Origin of the sequence: Streptomyces sp. NBC_00158 (assembly GCF_045160885.1) — a bacterium.
Lineage (GTDB): Bacteria > Actinomycetota > Actinomycetes > Streptomycetales > Streptomycetaceae > Streptomyces.
In genome coordinates, this window is record NZ_CP108162.1 from 261,821 (window position 1) to 284,331 (window position 22,511).

Consider the following 22,511-nt stretch of genomic DNA (forward strand, 5'->3'; position numbering starts at 1 on the left):
GGACACGGGCCGCCCTCTGCATGGGGGACGCTCCCCCATGGGCAGGCTGCACCGGCTGACCGCCGTCAACGGTCAACCCGCAGCCCCACCCGCCGTCTGCCGAGGAGCCCGGTGACCACCACCGCACCCACACCCGCGCCCGCACCCGCCGACTACTGGGAACCGCTGTGGGCCGACGGCCGCCGGTATCGGCCGTTGGAGGGGGCGGAGGCCGGTTTCCTGGCCGAGAGCCTCGGCCGGGGGCGGGGGCGGACCGCCCTCGACATCGGCTGCGGGGACGGCGGGCTCGCCCGGCACCTGCACCACCGGCTCGGCTACCGCGTCACCGGCGTCGACTGCGCCCCCAGCGCCCTCGCGGCGGCCCGGGCGGCGGAGCCGGGACCAGAGCCGGCGCCGGGGCCCGCGTGGCGGCTGATGGACTTCGGCGCCGACGATCTCGAAGGGCTGCCCGAGCCCGCGTACGCGGCGGTGACCTGCCGTCTGGTCTACCGGTGGGTGGACGACAAGCGCGCGTTCCTCGACCGCGTACGCCGAGTCCTGGCGCCCGGCGGTGTCTTCTGGGTCGTCACCAAGGTCGCCGGGCGGCGGGAGGAGGGGGACCCGCTCAAGGGCCTCGCGATCACCGCCGCCGAGGCGGAGGCGCTCACCGCCGGGTGGTCCTCCGTGCGGGTCGCCGATGTCGACGTGCTCCGCTGCTACGCCCTGCGTCCCTGACCCCTCGCTCCCCACCGTACAGTCCCTGACGATCCGTGCAGGTCAGAGGACCGGAAAGGGTCGAACAGGGACTGAAGGGACCGGGTTTTCGAATTGCACGCGAACGACCGCGCCAACGACCTTGCGTGCGGCCTGGCATACGACCTTGCGTACGACCCGCGTCAGGCGACGGTGCGCGTGGCCGCGCCCGAGGCTCCGCGCTGGGAGCGTTCCGTCTTCATGCCGACGTGCCGCGGCTCGACCGTGCGGGGGTCCACCGCCTCGCCGGGGGCACCGGCCCGGTACAGGCCGTCCGGTTCCGCGTCGCGGTCGTGCGGCAGGAGGTAGAAGACGCGCCGCTTCTGGAGCCCGCTGTCCGGGTCTGCCTCCGCGCTGTCGCACAGCTCGGCGAAGCCGACCATGCGGCCGTCGCGGTAGTAGCGGGGCTTGCCGCGCCTGCGCGGGGTCTTGTCGAGGGCCTGGCGTACGTAGTCGAGCTGTGCGGGGTCCTCCAGCCACACCACCTTGTCCTCGTGGGTGAGATCGCTTGCTTGCAGTAGCGAGCTCATGGCCTTGGTCCCTTCTCGGTCTGACGACGACGTACCTGTTGCGCGGTCCGCTCCGACCACGCTACCGGGCGCCGGGCACCGGCTATCGCGGTGTGCGGGGCGGCGGTCCGTGGCCGGCTCGTTCGTTGCGTGTCCATGGTAGGTGGCCGGGAGCGGTGGCGGACAGTAGGCCCGGGCGGTTCACCCCCGGGCGGCCCCGTTCTCCGGGCGCCCGCGCCCGCTTCGTACCGGCTCATCCGGCCTCCTCGGCGAGCAGGGCGAGGCCGGGGTAGAACTTCTGGCCGTTGGAGCGGAGCATCTCGCCGGGCGAGGGGATGCCGACCTCGGCGCGGATGCGCGTGGCGAAGGCGCGGGTGGTGGCGGGGCGCAGCCCCTCCCCCTCCTGGCACCAGTTGCTGTACGCGCGGTACAGGGCGCCCTGCTCGACCTTGAAGTCGCGCGGCTCTTCGGCGCCGTCCCCGGTGGTGCAGCATTCGGCGAGGAAGCGGCCGATGTGGTCCTCGGTGGTGGCGTAGGCCTGGGTGGCGGTGCGTACGACGGTGGGGCCGGTGAGGGACGGCTTGGTGCGGAGGTAGGCCATGGCGCCCTGGATCATCCAGTGGAGGATGCCGGGACCCTCGTGGTTGACGAGTTCCTCCGCGAGGTTGTCGATCTTGCGGTGGTCGGGGACGACCTTGTCGAACGGGATCAGGCGGATGCGGCGCCAGAACGCGTGTCCGCCGGTGCCGACCTCGGGACGGTGGTTGCCGAGCAGCCACAGCTTGTGGGTGGGCTCGAAGCTGAAGTAGTCCTGGCGCATGCGGCGGGCCTTGAGGCGGTCGCCGCCGGTGAGGAGCTTGACGCGGGCCTCGTCGAACTTGTCGTGGGGCTTGAGCTCGCTGCACACGAACAGGCGACGGCCGTGGAGTTCGGTGAGCTCGGTGGAGTGCTCGTTGAACTTGCCGCGTTCCATCAGGAAGCCGGGCGGCGCGACGTCCGCGTAGTCGCCGAGGATCTTGATGACGATGTCCATCAGCGCGGACTTGCCGTTGGCGCCGATGCCGTAGAGGAACGGCAGGACCTGGCCGCCGACGTCTCCGGTGATGGAGTAGCCGAGCAGGAGATGGACGAACGTGATCATCTCCTTGCCCTTGTCGTCGTCGCCGAAGGTCTCCGTCAGGAAGCGGGCGAAGCGGGGCGTGGGGCTGGCCTCGGGCGCGAGGTAGGTCGCGCGCGAGTGCAGGTCCCTGAGCGGGTCGGGCTTGCGGAGCTCGCCGGTGCGCAGGTCGACGACGCCGGCGGGGGTGCACAGGGCGTACTTGTCGCCGTCGAGGGTGTCGGGGTCCAGGGCCAGTTCCGGGGAGGCCTTGGCCTGGGACAGCATGGCCTTGACCCCGGAGGTCGACATGGCGCGCTTGCGGTGCTGTGCGAGCTCGCGGTCGGTGAAGTGGCCGCGCGGGTCGTGCAGCGGCATCTCCTCGGCCATGTCGCCGGCGGCCCAGATCGCGGCCTTCTCGCCGCCGGTGCGCTTCCAGCGGTACTCGTCCCACACGTACCAGCCGAGGCCCTCGACGTGGCGGAAGCGGTGGTTGTGGAGGTGGGCGAAGAGCTTGGCGTTGCCGCGGTCGGTGAGGTTGACGAGCAGGCCGGCCTGTACGAAGTCGTCGGCGCGGAGCGGCATGCCCCCGGGCGTGGAGACCTGCTGGGCGGGCAGCTGCGCGCTCTCGGCCGTCCCTGCCGTTCCGGCCTTCCCGGTCGCCCCGGCCGTCTCGGCCGCGAAGACCGCGAGCTGCTCGGCGGCGGCGTGCGCGTCGAAGCCGGTGCTTCCTGCGCTGCTCATGAACGTCCCTTGGGGTGGATGGGGCGGCTGCTGCCGGCGCGGAGCGCGGAGTCGATGACGAGTTGGTTGCGGCGCGGCCGGTCCGGGCGGGCCGCGGCCGCGGCTTCGGTGAGGAGGCCGGCGCATTCCGGCAGCGTGATGTGGCCGGCGGCCGCGAGGCCTCCGGCGGTGAAGGCCGCCCGGTTGAGCTTCTCGCTGAAGGCGGTGCCCGAGGGGGCGTGGGCGCAGTCCCGGACTTCGGCTAGGAGGGGGCCGAGGATGCGGTGCGCGTCGGCGGCGCCGGTCCCTGCTCCGGTCGTACGCGTCGCCTTCGGCTTCCGCTGCTTCTGCTTCTGCTGCTGCTCCGGCTTCGGGAGGGCGGGGTGGTGGCCGGTGCGGGCGAGTTCGGCGCCCAGCCACAGCGGCAGGGGCGCGGGGGTCCGGGAGCCGGGGAGGGCCTCGTACGCACCCTGCGCCGTACGTGTTCCGGGCGCGACGATGTAGCCGCCCGTGGCGCGTACGTCGACCTGCCAGGCGAGGGCCGTACGGCTGCCGGTGCCGGTGGAGGAGCGCACGGCCGGGCTTCCGAGCGGGGCCCGGTACCAGACGTGCAGGCCGCCGCTGGGGGTGCGTACGCGCAGCGTGCCGCTGTCCTGGGCCGGGTCGGGCCGGCGGCGGACGGCGGCGAGGAGGGCGAGGGTGTCGTAGCCGGAGCTCAGTCCGGTCAGGTCGACCCGGTCGTCGATCGGGATGCCGGGCAGGAGGCGTCGGCGGTCCGGGAGGGGGGCCGGGTGGGTGTCCACGTCGATGACGACGAGCCCGGCGGGCCCGCAGGAGACGCCGACGCCGAAGCGGGGTTCCTGGCGCCACCAGTCCCTGATGACGGCCGGGTCCGTGGTGGCCGCGTGGAAGCCGTGGCACCACCGTCCCTGCGCCGTGCAGTGGCAGGCCGAGGGGGCGTGGTGCTGCTCCCGGCAGCGGGCGCAGTTCCCGGCGGGTGTTTTGGTCCCTGGGGCGAGGGGGTGGACGGGCATGCCCTTGGCCGCGAGCCACAGCGCCACTTCGAGGCCGTGTCCCGTGGCGACGGCTGCCGCTGGTGACGGCGTTGCGCTGTGGGCTGGCACGTGTGGCTTCCTCGGCGGTGCGGCTGGGCTCGGTTCGACTGTGTGGGCTGGTCCGGGTGTTGGCCCCCGTCCTGGCAGGGACTGAAGGGACCAAACTTTCACAATGCCGGAGCCTAGCGCAGCGACACGCCGAAGCGGCGCAGGCCGCTGCGACTGTTTTGATTTTTCAGTCCCTTGAGTCCCTCCGGGCGGGAGGGGCCGCCGGAGGGCCGATCGGAGCCACCACGGAAGCCCGCGCGGCGTATTGGAGCGTATTGCCCCTTATGGCCGACCCTGGAGGCAGGGACTGAAGCCCGGGAGGGGCCGATCGGCCCCTCCCCCCTGATCCCCGCTCCCCCCGGAAACAGGGTCGGAACGGCCCGTCAGTCCCTGTTCCGTCCCTGTCCCTTCGGTCACTGACAAACCTGCAGGTCAGCCGGTTCGCCTCGCCAGCTGGAGGGACTGAAGAGGGACCGAAGGGACTCAATTTTCTAGTTATGAAGCGCATATGAACCCAGTACTGCTTACGCCCGCGCATACACACACGCACGTAAAGGCTGGAAGAGTGAAAACTCAGTCCCTTCAGTCCCTGCGTTTTTCGCCGGATGGCCTCTGACCTGCGAAAACGTGAAGGGACTGAGGGACCGAGGGACTCAGGGACTGAAAGCGAGCGGACGCGAGGGTCCAAGCCCCCTCACCCGGGAGCCGTTTCGAGGCAGCCCACGCTTCGGTCCCTGCGGACGGACGAGAACGGCGGAGGGACCGAAGCCGCCGGGCAGGTTCGAAGCCGTCGGTCACAGGGCCCACCAGCAGTAGAGCCGCCGCCCGGCGGGCAGTGCCCGCCGGGCCAGCCCGGCGAGGGCTTCCAAGACATCGGCGGTGACCTCGCCGCCGAGCCCGAACCGTCGGAGCTCGTCCGTCCGCGACCACGCCTCGGCACAACGCGCGAGTTCCTCCTTCGACGCGTGGGCAAGGGCATGGGACAGGGTGTCCGTCAGCGCGACGACGAACGGCGGGCCGTCCTCGGGCTCGGAGAGGACCTCCCCGGCCCGTGGGCGCTCGCAGGCCTCGTCGTAGCCACAGCCCGTCATGACGGCTTCGAGCCGGGCCATCGTGACGACCGGATCGAGGTTCTTGAGGCACACCACGTCGAGTCCCCCCTCCCCAGGCCCTCCAGGGGCCAGCAGAACGGCAACGGCGGTCTGGTCGTCAGCTGCGGAGAAGTAGTCGCACAGGGGCATGCCGGGGATTCTGGCAGGGCCGTCGACCGTCGTCGGCAGGGGCATCTGGGTGGGGTTACGCCGGGCCGGCTCCCAGGTCGCGGCGCATCGTCTCGCGCAGCCGGGCGAGTGCGGTCTCGTAGGCGGCCCGGCCGTCGGCGTACGCCTCGTCCTCGGCACGAGTGCCGCTCGCCGCGAGGTCCCGTACGTCCCGGAGGCGGCGGAAGGCGGCCTCGGAGGCGGCCAGTACCTCCGGCGCGGCCGTGATGGACATCTGGTAGCGCAGGCCGTAGCAGGGCGCGAAGCTCTCGCGGGCGGAGCGCGCCCGGTCGGCGGAGGCCGTCTCCGTGTCGCGGGCCAGGCCGCGGAAGGCGTTGCGGGCTTCGGAGAGGCACGTGAGGTAATCGCCGTACAGGACCCGTCGCACGGCGAGGAGGCGGTCGTTCTGCTCACGCCGCCAGCGGCTCCGGTCGAGCAGGACGGCTGAAGCGGTCGCGATCAGGGCACCGACTACGGCACTGGCCAGCGTCATCCACGGCATGGGCCAGCGTAGGGCGGGCCCAGGGGTCCCAGAAAGGCCGAAAACAGCCAGTCGGCGAGCGGCTCGCCTTCCGGTTCCGCCGCCCCGAGCCGGGGCTCGGCGGATATAGTGGGGGTACGAGTTACTCAGGCGCGAGGGGCCCTCCACATCGTGGAGGGCCCCTCGTCTTGCACGGTCGGCCGGTAGCGGCTCAGGCCACCTGGAGCTTCGGGCGTCCCGTCGTCGGGGTTGGCGGGGCCTGGTGGTACGTCGGCAGCTTCAGGTTCGGCAGGTCGCCGGCCTGGATGCGGACGAGGGCCGCGCGGAACGCCGCCTCCATGCTCTCGGGGCTCTCGTACTTCGCCGCCAGCGGGTGCAGCCGGTACGAGTTGCCGTTGCGCTCCCCGCTGCGCGGCCTGAGCACGATGTTCAGCTCGCACAGCGGCGCCATGAGCCCGCTGACGGCCTGCGGCGTGACCCCGTACTCGGCCGCCATGTCCTTCTGCCGGACCGCCAGCGCTCCCCCGAAGTCGCTCCGGGAGACCAGGTACTGGAGGAACTTGACGGCGGACCCTGACAACGGCAGCGCCCAGATGCGCTCCGCGACGATCGGAGACATGACGTTAGCCATGGGAGAGCCTTCCTCGTGTGCGGTGGCGGTGGTCCGTGATGGAGGACGGGCCTGGCAGCGCTATCACCCGGTACGTTTCCTTCCGCGGTAGTCGGCTGCCGCCCCGAAGTCGAGGTCGAGTTCCTCCTGATGGGCACCTTGAGGGCCCACAGCGTAGGGGAAGGCCTCGACGTCGTGCTCGTGCCGGTCGGCGATCTCGGCGAGTACGTCGTGCTGGGCGGTGCTGTTGCCGTGGAACCACAGGCGCACGTTGAGCTGGATCCGGCCCCTGCCCGCCTTCTCCACCCAGTTGTAGCCGCACAGCGCCTGCACGGCGCGGTTGACGGTGGAACGCGTGATCATCTTGCCGCCCTTCTGAGCGGCGATCTTGTTCAGCCCGTCGGTGATCTCCTGCTGGGTGTACGGGGTGACGCCGGTCCCCGGCACCTGCCCGCCGGCCACGAAGAGGAAGACGCAGAGCTGGGACTTGGTGATGCTGTTCGCGACGGCCAACTGTGCCAGCAGCTGGGTGAACCAGTTGCTGGCGAGGCTGTAGCCGGAGCCCCCGGCCATGTCGTGGACGGCCTTCGGATCGGCCGTGTACTCGAAGTGGACGCCCTTGAGCCGGCGGCGGCCTCCGGGGTCGGCCGTCGCGGCGACCTCGGCGACCTTCTCGCCGAGCTGCTGGCCCAGGACGGCCAGGATGTCTCCGTACTCGGCTTCGTTCCCCGCGGAGGTGGGTGCGGGAACTGCCCGGGGCCCGCGCCGACGACGGGCGGGCGGATCAGATGTCACGTGACCTCCTCGTTACTCAGGCGGTCAGAGAGTATCCAGAAAATCAACGTGTGCTTGTCTTTTGACGCGGCGACGCGCCGGAGCCGACCCGTGGGCCCCGTTGTGTTCGAACGCGGCGCCAAAAGTACACGGTGGCTGAAGTTTTCAGGCCTCGGGGCGCCGGAAGTACACGCCTGCTTGATTTGGGTTGTCGCGATGGCGACACGTACGTGCAGATGCCACGGATGCCGGCGGGCGGTCCCGGCCCCTCGGCCCGACGCGCTGACCTGCGGTTCCGCCGGGCGGCTCATCCCCCGTCAAAAATCAACCACTGCTTGAGTTTTCCGCTGAATGTGCTCGCCAGGTACACACTCGGCGACCCCGAATGTGTCCTGGGGGACACATAGCCCCGAACAAAACCGCAGGTCAGAGCCATGAAATCGCTGCCGCCTCTTACTAAAAGAGCAACCGGCCCGGTGCCCGGGGCACACCCACTTCCGTGTCCCCGAGCCACCCGCTCCCGGCCCGCCCCGTACCTCGCGCACATCGCACTGCTCCGCTTCTCCCCCCGAGGCCCCGGCCGACGCACCTTCACCACCGTCTGCCCGCAGTCGACATCCCTCCCCCGCCTCCCCCACCTCGACCACGTCCGGCATCGGCCCCGGTTGGCCCGGCCCTCGTGCCCAGTGAGGGCGCCCAGCGCCCGAGGGGTGCCCCGGCGACCGTCAGGGAGCCGGGGCAGGGCGCGAGGGGTGAGCGGGTCCAGGGCGCCGAAGCGCCTGGCGAGGGGGTCTGGGGGGCGAGGAGCCCCCCATGCCACGGCCGGTCCAGCGCGGCCAGGCGCTGGCGGGGTCCAGGGGCTGGCCCCTGGGACCGACGACCCGCGGCCGACGACCGACAAGAACCCCCATCGGGGCCCACCTGCTGGCTCCGGACCGCCGGGGACCCCCGGCACGGCGACTGCATCCTTCGGCCTACTGCGTTTTCGGCCCTGCGGAGGACGCCCGCGCGTCGGCGCCGCGAGAGGGTTGATCCGTGCGAACAACCATCGGATACACGCTCGAAAGCATCGGCTACGTCATAGGGGCCCAGGGGGTCGTCAGTTTCGCCTCGCGGGCCTTCTTCGGTACGGAGTGGGGCTGGATCCACAAGGTCGTCGATCTTCCGTCCACCGCCTACCTCGGAGTCATCGCCGTGGGGCTCGCTCTCGTGATCGGCGGAGTGAGGACGCGGAAGGCGGCCGAGCGCTCGCAGACCGCGTGAGCGCGTGAGGGCGTCCGCGCGCACGCCAATGCCGCGACACACCTCGTTTTCCGGCGCAACGGACAAAAATCGACCGACAGAACGGCCCCTCTGAGGGCCGATCCCGATTCCCCCGGTGTCCCGCGACCTTCCCGGCCTCCACGGGCCGCCAGCGGGGCGCACAGGGCTTTTTGGTGAAGGTTCATGCCCCTCGGAAGCTCTGAGCGTCACCTCGACGGAGCAGCGGGAAGGGGCTGGGCCGTCCGGCTGCCCGAGCTGTCAGTGGCTGTCAGTGGCTGTCAGTGGCTGTCTCTAGGGTCGACCCATGACGGAAGACCTGGTCCAGGATTCATGGAACCGCATCGACGCGTGGCTGAGCACGCACGCGCCCCGCACCTTCGCCTCCCTCGCGCCGCCCGCAGGACGCGAGGAGCTGGCGGCAGCCGAGGAGGAGCTCGGCGTCACCTTCCCTCCCGACCTCGTCGCGTCACTGCTCCGGCACGACGGAGCGCGGGAGGGGGCGGAAGCGTTCCTTTTCAGTACGCACGACCGGTTGCTCGGGGTGAGCGAGATCGTCGGGGACACCAGGTTCATGCGGGGGATCGCCGAGGACCTCGCTGATGACGTGGACGAGGACGAAGCCGCCGGCTACTGGCACCACGGCTACCTCAAGTTCGGTTCCTACGGCGTGACGTCCGACGGCCTCACGATCGACTGCCGCCACGGGCGCGAGTCCTACGGAGCGATCGGACGGTTCTTCGACGAGACCGGCACCGACTTCGGCAGGGCCGACTCACTGGGCGGGTACCTGGCGGAACTGGCGGACGAGCTGGAGCGCGGCCAGGCCGCCGGCGCCGTCACGTTCAACGGACGTCTGTTCTGGGAGTGGGCCAGGCCCCCCGGACCGGACTGGGGCAGCGCCGACGACCCCCTCCCCCGGCCGGACGACGCACAGCTTCCGGAGCTGAACCTGTCCCACGACCCGGACGCCCCCCTTCCGGTGGGCCTCCTGGACGGGTTCGAGGAACTCGGTGCGCTGCTCGCCGTCCTGCCGCGCGAGCGCGTGGCCGCTGCGGGGAGGAAGCAGCTGCGCCGGCTGGCAGCCGAAACGGGCCTGGACAAGTACCCGGAGATCGAGTCGGCCCTGGCCGCGTTGGACCGGGGTGAAACCCCACCGAGGCCGGACCCGTCCGGCTCGCTGGCCCTGCGGCTGCGTACGGTCCTCGACCAGGCGAACACCCGCCGCGACCACCACCGCCGCTGGGCCGCGGAGAAGATGCCGCACGGGATCTGGGGCTCGCCCTACTGGTCCGTGTACGAGACCGCGGCCGTCCGCAGCCGCCTCACCCTCGACTGGCGGGCCGATCTCCACGAGGACCTGGGCAGCCCGCCACTGCCACCGATACCGGACGAACGCTTCTGGGCGACCCTGCGCAACCCCGCCATCGACTCCGGCTGGTACGCGGCGCAGTACGGACGGGACGTCCAGGACACCCAGGACACCCAGGACACCCGGGACACCCAGGACACCCGGGACACCCAGGACTGACCGCCGCGCCGCAGCAAGGTGTCGAGGTCGGTCTCGGGTACGGCTACCCGCTGCGCATCGCGGGCGAGTGGGGCCTGTGGCACCCGGACCGGCCCGTCACCTGGCTGGACACCGGCGTCGGCGGCCACAAGGTGATGGACCTGGAGGCCCGTTGGCGCAAGGACGTGCTCGACGCGCGCCCCCTCGCCGAGGCGGAACCCGGCCCCGTGCGCATCGGGGAGGAGGAGCGCGGGCAGTGGTGTACCGCCTGGACCCGAGGATCCAGGCGGTACGCGGCCTCGCCCGCCGGTACGGCGCCCACCTGATGGCCGCCGACGGCATGTTCGCCTAACTCGGCACGAGGACCGGGCCGGAGTACTGGGCCGGAGTACTGGGCCGCCGACGGCGTACACCCGCCCCCCCGGCCGGCCAAGCCGCCCTCGCGACGGCCCGGCTGCGCCTGGTCGCATGACCCGGCACCCGGCATCCTCGCACCCGGCATCCCCGCACCCCGGCACAGCGGTCGCTTCGCGCCAAGGTAACCGGTGACCTTCCCCGCCAATCCGCCCCATACCAGGGCAACATCTTTCGGTGTGCCTCTTCGCCTTCCCGCCGGAAGGTTAGTAAGGTACCCGCATGACCGCCCCATACGATCCGGAAGTCAGGGAAAAGGTAGTTGCCAAGCTGCCGGCGTCCCTGAGGCAGGAACTCAAGGTCCGCGCCGCCCAGTTGGGCGTGGACATCCAGGACGCCGTCACCCAGGGCATCCACGCCTGGCGGGCCGATGCTTCGGCCGCCACCCCCGTGGACACCTCCGGCTCCTCCTCCTTCTCCACCTACCTCCCCACCGGCCTGTACGGGGAGTTCAAGGACGACTGCCGCACGCGGGAGATCCCGTACAACCAGGGCGTTGCCCAGTCGATCCGCCTCTGGCTCGACACGCACCCCTCCCCCATGGGCCGTCGCAGGCCGGCCAACGAGGGTGCCCGCCGGGTCGTGGTCTGCAACCAGAAGGGCGGTGTCGGCAAGAGCGCCATCAGCAACGGCGTCTCGCAGGCGCTCGCCGAGACGGGCGCGCGGGTCTGCGTCATCGACTTCGACCCGCAGGGCCACCTCACCCGCCACCTGGGCGCCGAGATGCTCGGCATCAAGGAACCCAGCCTCGCCAAGCACATGCTCGGGGAGATCGACGGCCGCGTCCGCGACCTCCTCGTACCCATCGAGCACGGCGTCTTCGCCGGCCGCCTCTTCCTCCTGCCGTCCTGCAAGGACGCCTTCCTCCTCGACGCCCGGCTGGCCACCACCCGCCACGTGCGCACCAAGGAGACGGCGCTGGAGAAGGCCCTCGAAGAGCTGGAGAAGGAGTTCGACTACATCGTCGTCGACTGCCCGCCCAGCCTCGGCTACACCATGGACACCGCCCTCTACTACGCCCGCACCCGCGAGGGCGAGGCGCCGAAGACCTCCGGCATCCTGGTCCCCGTCCAGGCCGAGGACACCTCCGCCGACGCGTACGACATGCTCAGCGAGCAGCTCGAAGACCTCATCGACGACCTCGACATCGACATCGTGCAGCTCGGTTTCGTCGTCAACCTCTACGACAGCCGCAAGGGCTACGTCGTCACCTCCTCCCTCAACAGCTGGAAGGAGTTCGGGGACCCGCCGGTCATCACCGTCATCTCCGACCTGAAGGAGCAGCGCGAGGCCGTGCGCGTCAAGCTGCCCCTGCTGCACTACGCGCCCGAGTGCGAGCAGTCCGAGGCCATGCGCGAGATCGCCCGGAGGATCGCGGTATGAGCAAGAGCGACCTCCTCGGCACCGGCGCGGCCTTCAGCAACGCCCGCCGCGCCGGCGGCCGGAGCGAGCGCGGGCGGGCCAAGGCCATCGCGCAGGGCGATGTACCGGCGTACGAACTGATTCGCGTCCCCCTCGACCAGGTCTCCCCCACTCCCCTCAACCCGCGCCGCAACTTCGGCACGGACGAGGAGAAGACCCGCTTCGGCGAGGAGCTGCGGCAGGCGCAGCTCTCGGCCTGTGTCGCCGTCGGCCGCGAGGCGTACCTCGGCCTGTGGCCGGACCACGCGTCCCGGATCGGGGCGGCCGCGTACGTCCTCATCAACGGCGAGCGCCGGTTCCGCAGTGCCGTGCACGTGGGGCTGGAGTCGCTGGACTTCGTCGTACGCGACGACCTGGCGGTGTCCCGCACCGACTTCATCGACCACCTGCTCGCGGAGAACCTCGAACGCGAGGACTTCGACGTCATCGAGCGCGCCCGCGGTGTGCAGCAGCTCGTGGACACCTGCGCGGAGCAGGGCCGGGAGCACGGGGCGAAGTCGCGGGCGGCGGAGCGGCTGGGGAAGTCGCCGTCGTGGATCACCAACCAGCTGGTGCTGCTGGAACTCCCCGAGGAGATCCAGGCCATGCTCAGCTCCGGTGACATGCCGGAGCGGGACGGCCGCCTGCTGGCGCGGGCGGCGAAGGACCGGCCGGGCGTGGACGCGGCCTCCCTGCTGGACCTGCTCCAGGAGAACAAGGCGCAGGAGGCCCGGGCGAAGGCGACCCAGCGGGAGATCCTGCGCGAGGCCCGTGAGGTCACCCCGGCCGTTCCGGCCGTTCCGGTCGCTCCGGCCGTTCAGGTTGCCCAGGTACCGGCTCCGGCTCCGGCTCCGGTCCCGGAGGCTCCGGTCCCGGTCCCGGCGCCCGTCCCGGAGGCGTTCGCGGAGCCGACCCCGGCGGTCGTCGCGACCCCGGAGCACACCGACCCGGAGCCCCGACTTTTGTCCGCGGACAAAAGTCGGGCCCCGGAGCCGGAGCCGGCCGCTGCGGTAGAGGCCCCGGCTCCGCAGGCGCACAGCACGCCGGAGCCGGTCATTGCCGAGCCCGAGCCCGAGCCCGTATCCGCGCCTGAGTCGGAGTCGGAGCCGGAGCGGGAGATGGCGATCCCGGTCCAGGCGAAGAGCACGCAGGCGCCCCCGGTCGCGTGGGGCGACCCCCAGGCGGTCTTCGAGGCGATCCGCCAGAACATGCCGCCGAGGCAGCGCGCGGAGCTGACCATGCTCCTGATCGACAGCAACGGCAGGACGACCGGCAGCCGCTGACCGCCGATCCCCTCAAGACGACGGCCCGACTTTTGTCCGCGGACAAAAGTCGGGCCGTCGTCGTTCCCCGATCACATCACTACGAAGGGCTCGGGCTCGGGCTCGGGCTCGGGCTCGGGCTCGCGCCACTGGAGGAGTTCCACGGCTTCCTCGACCCGGCCGACAGTGACGAGATGCCTCGCCAGGTCCGTGCGGTGGTGCTCGTGGCCGTGGGACTCCAGGAGCGCGACGGCCTCCTCCGTCCGGCCGGACTCGGCGAGCAGGTCGGCGATGATCCAGGCCGCCACGTACCGTCCTTCGTCCTCGGACCGGGCACGCGCCAGTCCGACCGCTTCGTCGCGCCGGCCGCAGGCGGCCATGAGCCGCAGCCGGGGACCGAGGAACGCCGGGTCCTCCTCCCCGTCGCCCCAGCGTGCCGTCAGGATGTCGAGGTGGGCCAGGCCGTCGGCGGGGCGGCCCTGTTCGGCGTACAAGGTGGACAGTCTGTCGGCGACCCAGTCGTCCGCACCGCCGGGGGAGTCCGCGAAGGCGGCCGCCACCTCGATCGCCTCGTCCCCACGGTTGTGCCGGGCGAGCAGGTCGGCGAGGTCCAGCACCGCGTGCGACCGGTGTACCGGCTGCCGGTACACGGCGATGGCCGCGTCCCTCCAACAGCCCGGCGAGACTCCGTGCGGCGTGCCCGTGGGGATCCGACACCGCGTACGCGCGCAGTTCCTCGATGCGGCCCTGCCGGGCCAGCAGGTCGGCGAGCTGGTCCTGGCCACTGACGGAGGTGATCCGCCGGGTGCGGAGCAGGGCGATCGCCTCGTCGATCCGGCCCTGACGCTCGCGCACCGTGGCGAGCAGGCCGATGGCCGTATCGGGATCGAGTCCCCGGCAGCACCACGGCTCCTCGCACCGGTGCCCGACGGGAATCCGGGCGGCCAGCAGCGGGGCGATCTCCTCGTCCAGGTCAGCCCCCTCGGTGAGCTCGACGAGAGCGGTGGCGAGGCCCGGGTCCTCGATCCCGGCGGTCAGGAGAGGCACCGCCTCGTCCAGGTGCCCGTGCCGGGCGAGCAGGCGTGCGAGCAGTTCCAGCTTGAACCCGCCGCCCCTCGCGTGAGGCCGGGCCTGCGCGATCGCCTCCTCCACCCGACCCCAGTCCTCCAGCAGCCGGATCTGCGCCCGCACGGCCGTCCACCAGCCGGTGGCCACGTACGGGGCGAGCACCTCCAACGCTTGTTCCTGCCGCCCCCCGTCACCGAGCAGCCGCGCCCACTCCAGCGCGCAGAACCACTCCGCCCGTCCGGCCTGGAGCTCCACCTCCTCCTCGTGGCCGAGTTCGAGGAGGAGGGAGACCACGGGCGGAGGGATGGTGCCCGACAGGGTCCGGGCACGGCGGTCAAGAAGTGTGGCGTCCATGGCAGCGGACTCCAGCCACCGCGGCCGCGGAGCGGAGCCTGCGGTGAGGCCCTGCGGTTCGCACCAGGGGCCGGGGGAGGGCGACTTTTGTCCGCGGACAAAAGTCGGGGCGAGCCGGCCGCCACCTCTTGCTCCGCCACCTCTTGCTCTGACACCTCTTGCTCCGGCAGCGTGCGGCCGACGATGCTGGGGCGATGCCAGGACAACGGAAGAGGAAGGGCCGCCGCCGGGACGAGGCGGAGCGGAGCGCTGCCCGGTTCGCGCCCGACGCGGGCCGATGGGACGTGCTGTTCGAGACCCAGGACGCGTCGGAGTTCCAGGCACACATCCGCCGGCTCCGGGCTTCGGACCCGGAGCTCGACTGGTCCGCCGTACGCATGGACACCTGGTGCGGGCGCCTGATCCACCCGACCACGTACCGGCTCAGCCTCTTCGTACCGAACCCCCCGACTTTTGTCCGCGGACAAAAGTCGGGGGCGGAGCAAGTCCCGCCCTCCAGTTCTTCGAGGACATGACATTGCTGCGGAAGCACACCGTGCGACGGGGCCGGGGGAGGGGGGAGAACGGCCGCCCCGCCCGTGCGGGTTCACGGCACGGGCCATAGGGTGGCGGGCCATGGACATCGCAGAGACACCAGGGCTCTGGGAGTTCCTCAGCTCCCTCGAACTCGGCGAACGGCTCTCGGGCAGCGTCGCCTCCATCGAACCCTTCGGGGTGTTCGTCGCCCTCGACGGCGGCCCCGCACACCCGGTCTACCCCGGCGTCGGGTTCATCTCGTTCGCCGAACTGGCCTGGCAGCGCTTCGACGCGGCCACTGAGATCGTCCAAGTGGGGCAGCGCGTCACGTGCCGGTTCCTCCAGTTCGACACCTGGAACGGCGAAGCCCGGCTGTCCCTGCGGGCCACGCAGCCCGACCCCTTTGAGCCCTTCGCCGACGACACCCGGATCGGGCAGACGCTGTCGGGCCGGGTCACCCGACTCGTCTCCTTCGGCGCCATCGTCGAAGTCGCCGAGGGCATCGAGGGGCTCGTCCACCTGCTGGAGCTGGACTGGACACCGGTCGAGTCGCCGGAGGAGGTCGTCCGGATCGGGGACGAGCTCACGGTCGTCGTCACCGAAGTGGACCGGCAGCACCGCCGGCTCGTCCTCTCCCGACGACGGGCGCTGCACCGCAGTAGCGGCTCCTAGACCTCCCTGACTTTTGTCCGCGGACAAAAGTCAGGGGGCGGGGGAGTGGGGGAGTGGCGGCAGCAGCCGTCGCCGGCGGTGGGCGGCGTCACACGGATTCCGCCCGCATGTACGCGAAGACCCTGCCCAGCGACTCGTCGCGGCGGTCGTCGGAGAAGGCCACCCGGGCACGGTCGACGTCGTCGCGGCGGACGGGCCGCGGCTCCTGGGGGGTCAGCCTGATCACCAGCGGGGCGACCCCCGCCTGCTGGTACGCGGCGAGCTTGTGGTGCCCGTCGAGGAGGTAGCCCACCCAGCTGTCGGGGGTGGGGAACAGTGCGACCAGCGCCGGCAGCTCGCCCCCGGCGCGGATGCGGTCGCGGTAGCCGCGTACCGCCCTGTGGTCCCGGGGCGGCCACGCGTCGGTGGTCACCAGGGCCAGGTCCTCGTCCGGGTACCAGTGCTGGACCTGGCGGGCCCGCGGGTGGACCACCCGCAGGTGGTGCGGAGCGACTTCGGCCCTCATCACGTACCGCCCGGGGGCGAGCAGGCTCAGCAGCGGCCGCAGGGACTCCGGGTCCGGAGGCTCGACCCGCCCGGTACGCGGATCGGGCACGAGGCCGGGGGCGCCGAGCCACTCGGTGAGGTACTTGACCTCGTCGAGCCCGGGCCCGCCCGCGCCCGCCCGGGCCGCCAGCCAACCCACGCTGCCGCAGCCGTCGTTGCCCTCCAGGAACACCGGATCGCCGACGAGCAGCAGCAGGCTCCCGCCGGCGTAGCCGGTCACCTCGATGACGCCGTGCCCATCCGGCACGTCGATGGACAAGGAGGTCGGAGGCTGCCGTCTGCGCATCCGCCGATCCTACGAGCGGCCTGCCTCACGCCCGCTGCCTGCCGTCGCCCCCGGCGCATAACCAGTGCTTCTGGACGGCAGCATGACCGTCTATTGGCCATATGGATCAGCCGCCCGCAGGCTTGGTCCATGCGAAGCGCGACGGATCCCACCGCAGACAAGCAAGCTGCCCACAAGGCGGCCCTCAAAGCCGCCATCGCCTCCGAACGCCGCGAACTGGCCGATCTCTTCGACGCCCTGCGGGCCGACGACTGGCACGCCCCCAGCCTGTGCGCGGGCTGGACCGTGCGCGAGGTCGTCGCCCACATGTCCACGGGCTTCCGGCTCTCCCTCCCCGCCACCCTGGGCGAACTCCTGAAGGCACGCGGAAACCTCCACCGCATGACCGACCGCGTCGCCCGCCGCGACGCGGCCGCCCACTCCACCGCCGAGCTCGGCGGCTTCCTCCGCGACCACGCCCACCACCCGTGGACCCCGCCGGTCGGCGGGCTCGCGGCGGCCCTCGGCCACGACGTGGTCCACGGCCTGGACGTCACCACCGCCCTCGGGCTCGACCGACGCGTTCCCGAGGACCGGCTGCGCGTCCTGCTCGACGAGATCCGGCCCCGCGGCCTGAAGTTCTTCGGCGTCGACCTCACCGGCGTACGGCTGTGCGCGCAGGACATGGACTGGTCCTACGGGCAGCCCGGTGCGGAACCGGTGTACGGCGCGGCCCAGGACCTGCTCCTCCTCGCCTTCGGCCGCAGCCTCCCGCCCGGACACCTCACCGGCGCCGCGGCCGCCCGCTTCACCTCGCCTTCGGACCGCTCACAGATCTGAGCGGAGCCAGTCGGTGTACCAGGCGCGAAAGCCGGGGCTCACCGGCACGAACCCTCCCCAGTCCGGGTCGATCTGCCAGACCTGACCCGAGTACGGGCCGTTCAGGACGAGCCGGACGAACATGCCGCAGCCCCGTTCGGCCAGCATCAGCGTGCCCGGGGTCAGGCGGGAGGTCGGCACCTCGATCCGGCCGGGCGCGGGGGCGGTGAGCGGGAACGGCTCTGCGAGCCGACCGGGCAGCCGGTCCTCCTCCCACTCGTCGTCCACGGCCCAGTCGTCGTCGGCCTCCGGGCGGGGGAGGGGCAACGGCATCAGACCGTGCTCGGGCCAGGCCGGGCCGTCTCCCACCTCCGCGACGAAGGACCGGTACTCCACCGGCAGGGCGATCCCGTGGGACTCCTCGAAGGCCCGGATCTCCGCCTCCGGCAGTCGCGGGCCCAGCGCGTACCGATGCGTGCCGGCCCCGAAACGCTCCCGCCCCGGATCCAGGGCGGCCATCTCCCGTATCCGCGCGCGGACACCGTCCTCGTCCCAATTCCTCATCCGGAGACCGTCTGGACCAGCCGATCTCCCTGCGCGACCTGGCCGGACAGGCCAAGGTCAGCGTGCGGACCCTGACCCGCCGCTTCACCACCGAGACCGGTGTGACCCCGTTCCAATGGCTGCTCCAACAGCGGCTGTTGCGGGCCCGCGAGCTGCTGGGGACCACCGACCTCACCGTCGACCACGTGGCCGCCCGCAGCGGCCTCGGCTCCGGCGAGTCCCTCCGCCAACACCTGAGCCGCCAGATCGGCATGACCCCGGCCGCCTACCGGCACGCCTTCACCCACGGCCCGAGCGTGAAGACCGGTCAGTGACCGTGAGGGGACACGGGGACCTCCTGTGGTCGGCGGTCCGCGCCCTCGCCTGACGGATCACGCCGCGGGGGCGCTCACGCGTGGTCGCCGTCCGCGCCCCTCGCGAGCTTGAGGAACCCGGGCTCGTCGACCGCCGCGACCAGCCGACCGCGTATCCAGTCGACGACCATCGCGTCGCCCGACTGCGGATGCCACGCCTCCACCGGGCGCCGCGTCTCCTGGTCCCCGTCGAACTGCGCCTCGAAGACCGCCACCCAGCCCGAAGGGCCGTACTCGTTCGTCATGGGGCGACCCTAGATCCCGGACCCCGCCTTCCGGTAGCGGTCAGGCCGGTCCGGGCCGTCAGAGCGCCCAGGGCCACACGGTGACGCGGTCACGTGCGACACGGACCTCGACCCACGACCCACCGACGCCCGCCGGGGGAGGCGGCTCGGCCAGGCCGCAACAGTGCCCAGCGCCGAGTGCACCCGGACCAGCACGGGACTCGACGAAGAGGGCCCCACCGCCTCTACGTTGACCAACACCCGACCATCATCCCAGGCCCACGGGACTCAGCCAGCGTGCGGCGACGGAGTCCTCAGGGGGCGGCCTGCTGCTCGATGCGGGTCGGGTCGGCCGCGCCGCCGAGCAGGACCGCGCGTCGGGCGGCGGCCGGAAGTCCCGGACGGCGTCGGGGTAGTTGCGCAACCAGCGCCCCAGCTCACGGACTCCGCCGCACCGTCGTCACGCTTCCCTTGTCGGTGGCACGTGGCACCGTCCTCGATCACCGGGCCAGGGCAGCGGCTCCGGATCGGCCACCCGCCGCCACCATGATCACTAGAGTCAGGGTGTGACGACCACACGAGACGACCTGCTGACAGACCTCATCAACCGCACCGAGATGGACGGCGACGGCCCGCGCATCACGATCGCCACCGAAGGCGTGGTGATCACCGGACGCCTCACCCCCCACCGGCGCTGGGCCGCGGACGTGGCCGGACGGCTCGGCGACGCGGGCCTGCCCGACGAACGGTTCGCCGAGGACTTCGACCGGGAGGCCGCCGAGATCCCCGACTACCCGCCCGCCTTCCTCAACCTCCGTGGCTGCCAGCTGATATCCGGCACCAGCAGCCTCCCCGCCATCCTCGGCGAGTACTTCCGGATCCCGCTCTCCGCGGTCAGCGCGTGGAGCGTGAGATAGCGTGACGTCGAGCGAAGCCAAGTACCTGGAGTACCTGCTGTCCGAACGGCGCGCCTACGCGTGGGTGATGCGACACCACGGCGGGCTGGCGCCCGAGGAGGCCGAAGAAGCCGCCTCGAAGTGGTACGAGTACCGGCCGCCCGAGGAGACGTACCGGGATCTGGTCTTCCACGAAGACCCGTGGCACTGGGCGATGGTTGCGATACACGGCGACTGGTACATGGTGGACCACCCCGAACTGGCACACCCCTCACCCGAGTACCCGGCCCTGGACTAGCCGGCGCCGTCCCCCCGTCGATGCCCTCCTCGGCCCGAGAGCTAGCCTGGCACCCCATCTGACCCCCCAGGGAGCGGAGCAGCGTGCCGCCGTCCTTCGTGCACCGCATCACCAAGTACGACCCCGCCGACCGCGGCGAGCACGGCCACTACACCGGCGCCGAGGAGACGGTCAGCGACCACGGGCCGGTCGAAGCGGCGTACCTGGCGGCGGTCGCCGCCTTCGCGGAGGCATCGGGCATCGAACGGCTGGAGACCCGCGAGCCCGCGGTCACCGGCTTCGTCCACTTCGGCGCCGAGCCACCCGCAGAGGGCCACGGCCTGGCCGGACTCTTCCCGCCCGACCTCACCGGCTACCACGACGGCGCCGAGGTCTCCCTCCCCGTCGCCCTCGAACTGGTCCGGGCCATGCTCCGCGACCAGGGGGCCTGGTGCCGGCTGGAGGCGCCGGGAGAGCGCTTCACCGTGCACGTCGGCTACGACCAGTACGTGTACGTCGGCAGCGACCGGCCCTGCGCCGACGCCGTCGCCCGCACCCGGGAGCTCGGCCTCTTCCCCGAGCCGATGACGGCCTCCCCCTACGCTGCCGATTCCGACGACGCGGAAGCGCCCGGGGCCGCTGACGAGGACTTCTGGACGCGCGTGCGCGCGGTGCTGGACGTACGCCGTTCCGCGCTGCTGGAGGAGGCCTACGTACGCAACGCCGAACGCTGGCACCGCATCGCGCCGGGGAACCTCGACAAGGTACGCGCCGGCCTCACCCCGCGCGCCGTGCTCACCGTCTGGCCCGACCTGACCCCCGACGTCGGCGCGGTCCTGGCCGCGCTGCCCGAGGACGGAGCGGTGGAGTTCGTCTGGGAGGCGCCGGACGGGACGGTGAGCAGCGCGCTCGTCGACGACACCGAGTACCAGGAGCTTGCCGCCCTGGTGGCCGACGCGCGGGCGGCCCGCGCCCTGCCGGTCCACTTCGACGAGCGTGATCCGCTGCTCCGCGCCGTCCTGCCCGATGGCGACGGCGTGGTGAGGGCCCGGTGGTGACCCGATGGTGACTGGGCGGGCGTCGTCCGGACCGCGACCGCTGGCGCCGATCCCCCTCGACGTCGAGGCGGTCTTTCCGGAGCTGGCAGGTCTGGCCCGCGAGACCACCCTCCTCTATCCGCGGGCCGGACAGCCGGGCGCGGGTGACAGCTCCGTGGGCGGGCCGCTGCTGTGGCCCGAGGGCGAGCCCTGGCCGGCGTGCGCCGAACCGGGCCACTACAAGCCGCTCGCCGAGCCCGTCGGCCCCGCACCGGTCGCCATGGTCCCGGTGCTGCAGCTGTACGCCCGCGACGTACCCGGCCTCGTCTTCCCCGCCGGCACGGACCTGCTGCAGATCCTGTGGTGCCCGCTCGTTCACGAGGACGGCCAGTACGCGCCCAACCCCGCTCTCCGCTGGCGCGGCACGGCCACGACGGCCGTCAGCGCCACCGTCGCGGAACCGCCGCGCCCGCACACCGCGGAGGAGGAGTACCTGCCCCGCCCGTGCACGCTGTCGCCGACGCCGGCGGTGGAGTACCCGAACCGGGACGTGCCGGAGGGGCTCGGCGATCTGCTGGTCGAGCGGTTCGAGGCGCTGGAAGCGGAACGGGGCTGCGACTACTTCGACGTGGCCACCACCCAGCAGAGCAAGATCGGCGGCTACCCCGGCTGGACCCAGGCACCCGACTGGCCCGACTGCGCCGGCTGCGGTACCCGCATGGAACACCTGCTCAGCATCACGGCGACCGAACCGGCCGCGGGCCGCTGGCTCCCCCTCGACGACCGCGCCCCCCACCAGGACCGGGCCGAAGCGGATCCGGCCGCGCTCGCCGCGTTCGGGCACGGCATGGACCTGGGCGACCTCGGCGGGGTCTACTTCTTCGTCTGCCGCGCCTGCCCGGACACCCCGTACGCCCACCGCTACGACTGCTGAACCGAGCGGGGGAGTGACGCTCAGGCGCCCGTCGTGGCCGACAGCGTGAACAGAGGACTCGGCCCCGGCAGCAGGATGATCAGCAGCGCCCCCACGGCATAGATCGGCAGATTCTGCACTCCCGGCATCACGCCCCCTCGTCGCCGGGATCGCGGGGGCGCGGCAGGACGTGCCAGGCCGGCTCCAGGGGGAGCGCGTGTCCGGCCATCGACTGGAGGTCGCCTTCGAGGGCGGCGCGGGAACGCAGGGCCGGCAGGTGCCGGGTGGTGTAGCGGTGGTGGGCGGTGGAGCTCGACCACAGGGTCGTGACCAAGTAGCGGTGGGGGTCGAGCCGGGTGACGATCCCGGCCAGCATGCCGCCGGCCGCCGCCATGCCCGGCGCCCACACCTCGCGCTGGACTTCGAGGAAGTGCTCCGCGCGGCCGGGCAGCAGGCGGCAGTCGGCGACGCGTAGGAGAGGGGCGTGCCAGGGAGCGGCGTGTTCGAGAGCGGCGTGTTCGAGGGCGTGGGGCAGGCCGGCCGTGTCTCCCGCCATTTCGAGGACGACCTCGCCCGCCGCGACGTCGATCGCGGTGTAGCTGCCGCTCTGCTGGTTGGCGGCGGCCACGGCGTCGTGTCGTTCGCGCATGAAGCGGCGGTAGGCCTCCTCATCGGTCCACAGCCCCAGCAGATGAGCACGGCCGGTGGCCGGATCCCAGCCGCCCACCTGCCCGACCAGGCCCGGCTGGTCGCTGATCGCGGACCAGGCCCCCTGAGCGGCGGAGAACGGCCCCCGCGCGGCCACCGGCACGGTGCAGCCGATCCACTTGCCCCACATGCGCAGCATCCCCCCAGCCGTAAGGCGCCCGATCA

General features: G+C 72.0%; 23 protein-coding genes and 1 pseudogene. 12 read left to right on the forward strand and 12 right to left on the reverse strand.

The genetic code is table 11. The annotated features are described in order from the left end of the window. Positions 1-111 precede the first annotated feature (111 nt). Positions 112-714, forward strand: a complete 603-nt coding sequence (locus OG553_RS36480) for a methyltransferase domain-containing protein (RefSeq protein ID WP_331728272.1) — start codon at positions 112-114, stop codon at positions 712-714. A gap of 161 nt (positions 715-875) precedes the next feature. Here OG553_RS36480 and OG553_RS36485 read toward each other — a convergent pair whose 3' ends face one another. The 7 genes from OG553_RS36485 to OG553_RS36515 all read right to left on the reverse strand — a co-directional run bounded on the left by OG553_RS36485 (position 876) and on the right by OG553_RS36515 (position 7,308). Continuing rightward, the gene (locus OG553_RS36485; protein WP_331728274.1) at positions 876-1,262 is read right to left on the reverse strand and encodes a DUF6009 family protein; all 387 of its coding nucleotides are present in this window, start codon (positions 1,260-1,262) and stop codon (positions 876-878) included. Between the two features lie 232 nt (positions 1,263-1,494). After that, positions 1,495-3,081 (reverse strand): phage/plasmid primase, P4 family, encoded by a 1,587-nt coding sequence (locus OG553_RS36490; protein WP_331728276.1) that lies wholly within the window; start codon positions 3,079-3,081, stop codon positions 1,495-1,497. Further along, a complete protein-coding gene (locus OG553_RS36495) occupies positions 3,078-4,121 on the reverse strand; it encodes a bifunctional DNA primase/polymerase (protein ID WP_331728703.1) in 1,044 nt (347 codons plus the stop codon). Before OG553_RS36495 ends, OG553_RS36490 begins: the two co-directional genes overlap by 4 nt. Positions 4,122-4,957: 836 nt before the next feature. Continuing rightward, positions 4,958-5,404: a hypothetical protein gene (locus OG553_RS36500; protein ID WP_331728278.1), complete on the reverse strand. Its 447-nt coding sequence runs from the start codon at positions 5,402-5,404 to the stop codon at positions 4,958-4,960. Between the two features lie 55 nt (positions 5,405-5,459). Further along, positions 5,460-5,924: a hypothetical protein gene (locus tag OG553_RS36505; RefSeq protein WP_331728280.1), complete on the reverse strand. Its 465-nt coding sequence runs from the start codon at positions 5,922-5,924 to the stop codon at positions 5,460-5,462. Between the two features lie 190 nt (positions 5,925-6,114). Further along, positions 6,115-6,534 carry a hypothetical protein gene (locus OG553_RS36510; protein WP_331728282.1) on the reverse strand — a complete coding sequence of 140 codons (420 nt, stop codon included), beginning with the start codon at positions 6,532-6,534 and terminating at the stop codon, positions 6,115-6,117. 63 nt (positions 6,535-6,597) lie between these two features. Then, entirely contained in the window at positions 6,598-7,308 is a 711-nt protein-coding gene (locus tag OG553_RS36515) for a hypothetical protein (RefSeq protein ID WP_331728284.1), read from the reverse strand. A 1,014-nt stretch (positions 7,309-8,322) separates the two neighbouring features. Here OG553_RS36515 and OG553_RS36520 point away from each other — a divergent pair. The 4 genes from OG553_RS36520 (at position 8,323) to OG553_RS36535 (ending at position 13,155) form a co-directional block, all read left to right on the forward strand. Further along, a complete protein-coding gene (locus tag OG553_RS36520; protein WP_331728286.1) occupies positions 8,323-8,550 on the forward strand; it encodes a hypothetical protein in 228 nt (75 codons plus the stop codon). Positions 8,551-8,854: 304 nt separating this feature from the next. Next, entirely contained in the window at positions 8,855-10,078 is a 1,224-nt protein-coding gene (locus tag OG553_RS36525; RefSeq protein ID WP_331728288.1) for an SMI1/KNR4 family protein, read from the forward strand. A gap of 615 nt (positions 10,079-10,693) precedes the next feature. Beyond that, positions 10,694-11,854, forward strand: coding sequence for a ParA family protein (locus OG553_RS36530; protein WP_331728290.1), 1,161 nt, complete (start codon positions 10,694-10,696; stop codon positions 11,852-11,854). Further along, complete coding sequence (locus tag OG553_RS36535; RefSeq protein ID WP_331728292.1) at positions 11,851-13,155, forward strand: ParB/RepB/Spo0J family partition protein; 1,305 nt, start codon at positions 11,851-11,853, stop codon at positions 13,153-13,155. Before OG553_RS36530 ends, OG553_RS36535 begins: the two co-directional genes overlap by 4 nt. A 71-nt stretch (positions 13,156-13,226) precedes the next feature. Here OG553_RS36535 and OG553_RS36540 read toward each other — a convergent pair whose 3' ends face one another. Further along, entirely contained in the window at positions 13,227-13,784 is a 558-nt protein-coding gene (locus OG553_RS36540) for a hypothetical protein (protein WP_331728294.1), read from the reverse strand. A 1,387-nt stretch (positions 13,785-15,171) separates the two neighbouring features. Here OG553_RS36540 and OG553_RS36545 point away from each other — a divergent pair. Beyond that, positions 15,172-15,744 (forward strand): S1 RNA-binding domain-containing protein, encoded by a 573-nt coding sequence (locus OG553_RS36545; protein ID WP_331728298.1) that lies wholly within the window; start codon positions 15,172-15,174, stop codon positions 15,742-15,744. A gap of 88 nt (positions 15,745-15,832) precedes the next feature. Here the strand turns inward: OG553_RS36545 and OG553_RS36550 are convergent, their stop codons facing one another. Next, positions 15,833-16,576 carry a hypothetical protein gene (locus OG553_RS36550; protein WP_331728301.1) on the reverse strand — a complete coding sequence of 248 codons (744 nt, stop codon included), beginning with the start codon at positions 16,574-16,576 and terminating at the stop codon, positions 15,833-15,835. Between the two features lie 129 nt (positions 16,577-16,705). On the opposite strand from OG553_RS36550, the gene OG553_RS36555 reads away from it, so the two are divergent. Further along, positions 16,706-17,395: a maleylpyruvate isomerase family mycothiol-dependent enzyme gene (locus OG553_RS36555; protein WP_331728304.1), complete on the forward strand. Its 690-nt coding sequence runs from the start codon at positions 16,706-16,708 to the stop codon at positions 17,393-17,395. Here the strand turns inward: OG553_RS36555 and OG553_RS36560 are convergent. Continuing rightward, a complete protein-coding gene (locus OG553_RS36560; RefSeq protein WP_331728307.1) occupies positions 17,384-17,938 on the reverse strand; it encodes an SMI1/KNR4 family protein in 555 nt (184 codons plus the stop codon). The genes OG553_RS36555 and OG553_RS36560 overlap by 12 nt on opposite strands. Before the next feature lie 11 nt (positions 17,939-17,949). Here OG553_RS36560 and OG553_RS36565 point away from each other — a divergent pair. Further along, a pseudogene (locus tag OG553_RS36565) lies at positions 17,950-18,252 on the forward strand (helix-turn-helix domain-containing protein); the annotation flags it as partial. A 74-nt stretch (positions 18,253-18,326) separates the two neighbouring features. On the opposite strand, the gene OG553_RS36570 reads toward OG553_RS36565, so the two are convergent. Then, positions 18,327-18,536, reverse strand: a complete 210-nt coding sequence (locus OG553_RS36570) for a hypothetical protein (RefSeq protein ID WP_331728310.1) — start codon at positions 18,534-18,536, stop codon at positions 18,327-18,329. A gap of 545 nt (positions 18,537-19,081) precedes the next feature. Here OG553_RS36570 and OG553_RS36575 point away from each other — a divergent pair. The 4 genes from OG553_RS36575 (at position 19,082) to OG553_RS36590 (ending at position 21,659) form a co-directional block, all read left to right on the forward strand. Continuing rightward, complete coding sequence (locus OG553_RS36575) at positions 19,082-19,432, forward strand: hypothetical protein (protein ID WP_331728312.1); 351 nt, start codon at positions 19,082-19,084, stop codon at positions 19,430-19,432. Position 19,433: 1 nt separating this feature from the next. Continuing rightward, positions 19,434-19,709 carry a hypothetical protein gene (locus tag OG553_RS36580; RefSeq protein WP_331728314.1) on the forward strand — a complete coding sequence of 92 codons (276 nt, stop codon included), beginning with the start codon at positions 19,434-19,436 and terminating at the stop codon, positions 19,707-19,709. A gap of 83 nt (positions 19,710-19,792) precedes the next feature. Continuing rightward, positions 19,793-20,746: an RNA-binding protein gene (locus OG553_RS36585; protein ID WP_331728317.1), complete on the forward strand. Its 954-nt coding sequence runs from the start codon at positions 19,793-19,795 to the stop codon at positions 20,744-20,746. A gap of 4 nt (positions 20,747-20,750) precedes the next feature. Beyond that, entirely contained in the window at positions 20,751-21,659 is a 909-nt protein-coding gene (locus OG553_RS36590) for a hypothetical protein (RefSeq protein ID WP_331728319.1), read from the forward strand. Positions 21,660-21,786: 127 nt separating this feature from the next. On the opposite strand, the gene OG553_RS36595 is transcribed toward OG553_RS36590, so the two are convergent. Next, positions 21,787-22,485, reverse strand: a complete 699-nt coding sequence (locus OG553_RS36595) for a DUF4937 domain-containing protein (protein ID WP_331728321.1) — start codon at positions 22,483-22,485, stop codon at positions 21,787-21,789. Between the last annotated feature and the right edge of the window lie 26 nt (positions 22,486-22,511).